This is a genomic window from Deltaproteobacteria bacterium (assembly GCA_030690165.1).
Classification (GTDB): Bacteria; Desulfobacterota; GWC2-55-46; order UBA9637; family UBA9637; genus JACRNJ01.
In genome coordinates this window covers 1-5796 of record JAUYHF010000031.1, presented here as the reverse complement: position 1 = coordinate 5796, position 5796 = coordinate 1, and the positions used below count along the sequence as shown (strand labels likewise).

The following is a 5796-nucleotide window of genomic DNA, read 5'->3' as shown; positions in this document are numbered from 1 at the left end:
ATCCATGGAGGAGATTGAACTACAGTAAACATGCTGACAGATATAAAGATATAAACAAAAAAGAATTGAGGGAGGCTGATACATAAAACAGGACATTTCTATTTTGGTAAGAATAGGACATTTCTATTTTGGCTTTACATTAAAGGCATGCGCACTTGTCAATCCCTTAGCCATATGTTAGCATCTTTTCATGCAGGTTATCACATCCCATGTTAATGCGGATTTTGACACGCTTGCATCCATGCTTGCCGCAAAAAAGCTTTATCCTGACGCAGTTCTTACCTTCCCTGGCTCGCTTGAAAAGAATTTAAGGGATTTCTTTGAAAAGTCCACATTCCATCTCTTTGACATAGAGAAGATAAAAAATATTAAAATGGGTGAAATTACAAATCTCATCCTGGTTGATATAAGACAGGCTGCAAGGATTGGCAAGTTTGCGGAGATTATAAACAAGCCCGGCCTTGATATTCACATCTATGACCACCATCCAAAATCCCCTGATGACATACACGGCTCCGTTGAAGTAACCCAGCCTTACGGCGCCACAACCACCATCCTCGTCCGCATAATCAAAGAAAAGGGGATACCGCTTACGTCTGAAGAGGCCACAGTGCTTATGCTTGGCATATATGAAGATACAGGGTCTCTGACATTCTCATCCACCACTGTAGAGGATTATGAGGCGGCGGCATTCTTGTTATCCAAAGGCGCAATCCTGAATATTGTGTCAGATATGATTACCAAAGAGCTTACAGCAGAGCAGGTCTCTCTCTTGAACGACCTTCTTAAGTCAGCAACCACCTATTCTTTTGACGGCATAGATGTGGTGATTGCAGAGGCGTCTGCTGATAAATATATGGGGGATATGGCTGTTCTGGTTCACAGGCTCAAGGATATTGAAAATATCAACTGCCTCTTTGCCCTTATCAGCATGGAGGATAGAATCCACCTTATCGCAAGGAGTAGGATAAAAGAGGTAAATGCGGGCGAGATTGCGCAGATACTTGGCGGCGGTGGTCATCCGACTGCTGCATCCGCTACATTAAAGGACATTACAATAATTCAGGCCAGAGAGAAACTTACAGCAGTTTTAAAAGACAGGATTACGCCAAAAAGATTTGCAAGGGATATTATGTCCAGCCCGCCTGTCACCCTTTCAGAGGATGCGTCTATAATGGATTCCAAGGATATACTTATCAGATATGGTATAAATGCAATACCTGTTGTCAGGGGACAAAGCGTCCTCGGGATTATAACAAGGCAGGTGGTTGAAAAGGCCATCTACCACGGCTTAAAGGATGTGTCTGTAAAGGAATATATGAGCCCTGAATTTGAAATAGTCGCCCCATCGGCTTCCATGTCAGATGTTCAAGATGCAATTATCGGACATCACCAAAGACTGCTCCCTGTGACAGACAATGGGAGGATTGTGGGCATTATAACCCGCACAGACCTTTTGAGGCTGCTTCATGAGGAACTCAAGATAGAACCTTTTCCGGCGGAAGAGGCGCCTCTCAGGAGACATAAGGCAGTCACAAGACTCATGGAGGAAAGGCTGCCGGCAAAGATAGTGGATATTTTAAAAAATATAGGCAAGGCGGCTGATGAGCTTGAATACAGGGCGTACGCTGTCGGCGGTTTTGTGAGGGATTTAATCTTAAGATACGCAAATCTGGATATTGACATAGTTACAGAAGGCGACGGCATTGCATTTGCCGGCGCATTTGCAAAGAGGTTCGGGTGCAGGATAAAAAGCCATGAGAGGTTTGGAACGGCGGTTGTCATATTTCCCGATGGATTTAAGATTGACATAGCAACTGCAAGGCTTGAATTTTATGAAAGGCCGGGGGCATTGCCGACCGTTGAATTATCATCTTTAAAGCTTGATTTATACAGAAGGGATTTTACCATCAATACCCTTGCTGTAGCGCTAAATCAAAAAAATTTCGGCGAACTTATAGACTTTTTCGGCGCCCAGAGGGATATAAAGGATAAGGCCATCAGGGTGTTGCACAACTTAAGCTTTGTTGAAGATCCCACAAGGGTTTTCAGGGCCATCAGATTTGAACAGCGATACGGCTTTACAATGGGCAAGCATACACAGGGTCTTATAAAAAATGCGGTTAAGTTAAATCTCCTGCAAAGGATAAGCGGTGAGAGGCTTTTAAATGAAATAAGGGCTATACTTGAAGAAGAAAACTTCCTCCGCGCTATTGACCGTATTAAGGAATTTGACCTGATTAAATACATCCATCCTGACATCAACCTTAATAAGGAAGAGATGCTGCTTCTGGAAAGGGCAAGGGATGTGCTTGCATGGTATAAACTCCTCTACATGGAAGAACGAGTTGAGGAATGGCTGGTATTGTTTCTTGCCGTTATAGACCAGTTAAAGGATGACGATGCCCTGGAGATGGAGAAAAGGTTTGTTATTGCCGGCAAGCACCGGGTGAATATACTGGAGGCAAGGGGCGCAGCAATAAAGGCGTTAAACATGCTGCAGATGAAAAAGGGGTTAAAAAACAGCGAGGTTTATAAGCTTCTGAAACCTGTCCCGATGGAGAATATCCTGTATATAATGGCAAAGGCAAAGTCTGATAATACAAAAAAGACTATCTCCAATTTTATAACCCATTTAAAAGATTGCAAGACGCTTCTTAATGGAGATGACCTTAAGAGATTAGACATACCGGAAGGCCCTATTTACAGCCGGATTCTTAATGTGCTGCTTGAAAAGAGACTGGACGAAGATATCAGGACAAGAACTGATGAGGAAAAAGCGGTGAAAGAGATTGTGTCGAAGTGAAAACCATGAAACTTCAGGATGCCTGATGAATTGATGAGCGCAATTGAGATGGTGGAGAAAGAAGAGAAGGTTGAGGAGTCCACCGCTATCAGGAAGTTGTTAATGATAGGGTATGAAACCTATGTGGCTAATATGTACAGGTTCGGGAAGCTTTCCCTCGCTGAGGCGTCAAGGCTTATTGGCCTTACTCAGATAGAAACACTGGAACTTCTTCTTGAAAAAGGGGTGAAAGGAAACCTCGATACAGGGGATGTAATCTATTCTTTGGAAAGGTTTGTGAAGAAGAGAAGCAGGCAATAACAAGGCAGTAAGCCATGAAGGGCAATTCTTCAGTTTAAAAATAGATAGGTCGCCTTTTTTTTACTGTCATTCCCGCAAACTTTTAGCGGGAATCCAGCGTCTTAAACAACACATAAAGACAGTGGATGCCCAATAGAAACATTCGGGCATGACAATTCTTAAAAAGGTAGTTTTTTCAGAGCGTCATTTACATCATCCCGCAAAATGCCTGATGAAGAATTGATTGCTTGAGGGCGGATAAATCGTCTGAGGTTTGTTTTTGCAATTCCTGAAGGGCGCGGGATTTTTGGGAAAGGGCATTCGCTTGTCAGGACAGATAGCGCTTTACATTGTTACAGATTTATGATATTTCATGGGCACTATTTTTTTAAAAGCAGTATGGTTGTGATATAATTGAACAAGTCCTACTTAGAGGGTTGCTTTGTCAAAAAAAGTGAAATTTGAAATATATCCCAACTCGCCTCTTGTAGAAGTTATTTTTGAAATAAGATTTCCCGGAGAGCCGGCGGTTGAGTGTAAAAGAGATTTATTTTTTGATTTGGTTCGCGGCGAATTTTCAAATATATTAGTTCCTCCAACAAAAAAAGACGGGTTTGCCGCCCTTGAGCCATATCGTTTTGAGAACAAAGATCGTAATGCCGGAATAATGTTGTCTCTTAACAGGTTCTCATATTATTGTCGCAGATATCCCGGCTTTACTGTTTTTAAAAAAGAAGTCTTAAAACTCATTAAAGAATTCAGAAAGGCTTATCCAAAAATAAATTTGCTCAACAGAACAGGTTTTAGATATGTAAACATTGTCCCATTTACACGGGAAGAAGGCGTAGTCCCGTTAGACAGGTTCTTCAATCTCAAGCTTCACATGCCAAGCACCGTGCCGGAAAAATATTCTAATATCAGTGTGGGATTTATATCCAAAACAGAAAAAGGCTCAATTACAACAAGACTTGAAACTCTGAAGGCTGCAAACCAAACCGGCGAAGCCATTTTGCTCGACCTTGATTATGCTAAAGAAGAAGGCCTTTTAATAAAAAATATAGAAAAATATTTGGATGAAAGCCACAACTATGCAAGACAGTTATTTGAAGATTTAATTACCGATAGGTATAGAATGTTTTTAAGAGGAGAAACCATATAATGACCTATGCCGCATACTACGGTCAAACCATGCCTAAAGATATTGATAGAGAGGCAGTGTCTGCGTTTTCTTCTTTATCTCAATTCCCATCAGGCACAGCACAGGAGAGGATGCCTGGCAAAGAATTTACAGGCCATAATTTGAGCGCTCCTTTGTGGACAATACCGGTCAAAAAGAAACATTATAGGTCTACCAAGCCCATCAAGGTTTATTTCCATGTAGATGACAATGTTTTTTTCGCTGAAAACGAAACATTAGTCGTAGTTGGGACAGGCAAGTCGTTAACTGAAGCAATGGCAGATTTATCAGAACATATTATACATTTTTATAATTATTATAAAAAACTGCCATTTGATAAAGTAACCGGCGATGCTATCCGTCTGAAAAAGGTCTATGAAACCCTTTTTATTGAGGAATAATGAAATTATGCCGATAGAAAGGAAACTTATTGAGGCTTCTTTACGAAAAAAGGGATTTATTCAAGAAGGCGGGGATCACAAATATTTTTATCATGAGGTGAACGGTAAACGCACAGGGGCGTATGCCTTTGTGTCACGCGGCAGCGGTTACAAAACCTATGATGATAATCTCTTGAGCGCCATTAAGAAAGAACTGAGATTAGACACCTTGAGAGAAACAAGGGATCTTTTACAATGTCCTATGAGCGGTGATGAATATAATTCGGTTCTGCGGGAAAAAGGTATTTTGAATAAACGAGCATAGATTTTTTTCGTTTTAAATTCCCTCGTTAAATGATTTTGATAAAATGGATTGCTTGAGGCTGGACAAATCGTATGCGGTTTGTTTTTGTAATTCTTGAAGCATGCGGGATTTTTGGGAAAGTGAGTCCAGATACGCCACGATTTTTTGCTGTTCGGAAAGGGAAGGGAGGGGGATTCCAATATTCCTTAGCTTCTCTTGATTAAGTTTCTTAACCGTTAACCCAGTAAGATATTCAGATAAATCAGAAATATTCAGGAAATAAACAAGCCAACGCGAAGATGAGCCCCGTTTCGTGGGGCTCGATCTTTTGGTTAACTTTTACCTTATTTTATTCGCTTTAAGGAATATAGAAGTTTGCTGCTTTTACACGGTTTATTAGGCTCATAAATCAGCAATCGGTCATTTTGTAAAGAAAAACCCCATGCAGTTACTGAGCGGACTTTTCTATTTTGCACGTCAACAAACAGAATACGATCACATACTGCATCACTTTCAGGGCTATCGCTCATTACAAAATCTAATTTTATTTCGTACTTAAACGAACGTTGAGGCCAGATAGCTTTGCCATTCTCCGCAAATATAAACTTCTGTTTATTCTTGTCTTGATATTCTCCCGCCAATAGGATCTTGTTAACGTACTGATCGAGATCTGGCTCGACACGAACAAACAATAAATCATGGCGTTTATTATTGCACCTCCCCCGAAATAGTGGACACACCAAAGGGTTAGGTTATAGTAGAATCATATAACCTAAGGAGGTGTGAAATGCAAGAAAGGAAAGTGAACAGGAAATACGATAAGCAGTTTAAGGAAGAAGCAGTAAGACTT

5 protein-coding genes and 1 pseudogene are annotated in these 5796 nt (G+C 40.9%); 5 read left to right on the top strand and 1 reads right to left on the bottom strand.

The window, feature by feature from the left end:
• Nucleotides 1-190: 190 nt before the first annotated feature.
• The 5 genes from Q8P28_05660 to Q8P28_05640 all read left to right on the top strand — a co-directional run bounded on the left by Q8P28_05660 (nucleotide 191) and on the right by Q8P28_05640 (nucleotide 4967).
• Entirely contained in the window at nucleotides 191-2806 is a 2616-nt protein-coding gene (locus tag Q8P28_05660) for a CBS domain-containing protein (GenBank protein ID MDP2682278.1), read from the top strand.
• 18 nt (nucleotides 2807-2824) lie between these two features.
• Nucleotides 2825-3106, top strand: coding sequence for a UPF0175 family protein (locus tag Q8P28_05655; protein MDP2682277.1), 282 nt, complete (start codon nucleotides 2825-2827; stop codon nucleotides 3104-3106).
• Between the two features lie 433 nt (nucleotides 3107-3539).
• Nucleotides 3540-4244: a TIGR04255 family protein gene (locus tag Q8P28_05650; GenBank protein ID MDP2682276.1), complete on the top strand. Its 705-nt coding sequence runs from the start codon at nucleotides 3540-3542 to the stop codon at nucleotides 4242-4244.
• Nucleotides 4244-4663 carry a hypothetical protein gene (locus Q8P28_05645; protein ID MDP2682275.1) on the top strand — a complete coding sequence of 140 codons (420 nt, stop codon included), beginning with the start codon at nucleotides 4244-4246 and terminating at the stop codon, nucleotides 4661-4663. The genes Q8P28_05650 and Q8P28_05645 overlap by 1 nt, the downstream gene beginning before the upstream one ends.
• Nucleotides 4664-4670: 7 nt before the next feature.
• A complete protein-coding gene (locus tag Q8P28_05640; GenBank protein ID MDP2682274.1) occupies nucleotides 4671-4967 on the top strand; it encodes a hypothetical protein in 297 nt (98 codons plus the stop codon).
• 12 nt (nucleotides 4968-4979) lie between these two features.
• On the opposite strand, the pseudogene Q8P28_05635 reads toward Q8P28_05640, so the two are convergent.
• Nucleotides 4980-5231, bottom strand: a pseudogene (locus Q8P28_05635) (restriction endonuclease subunit S).
• Nucleotides 5232-5796 lie beyond the last annotated feature (565 nt).

Excerpts from the sequence above, each read along its gene's own strand:
- Q8P28_05655 (MDP2682277.1), top strand. The coding sequence starts at position 2,825 with ATGCCTGATGAATTGATGAGCGCAATTGAGATGGTGGAGAAAGAAGAG.
- Q8P28_05645 (MDP2682275.1), top strand. The coding sequence starts at position 4,244 with ATGACCTATGCCGCATACTACGGTCAAACCATGCCTAAAGATATTGAT.
- Q8P28_05640 (MDP2682274.1), top strand. The coding sequence starts at position 4,671 with ATGCCGATAGAAAGGAAACTTATTGAGGCTTCTTTACGAAAAAAGGGA.
- Q8P28_05660 (MDP2682278.1), top strand. The coding sequence starts at position 191 with ATGCAGGTTATCACATCCCATGTTAATGCGGATTTTGACACGCTTGCA.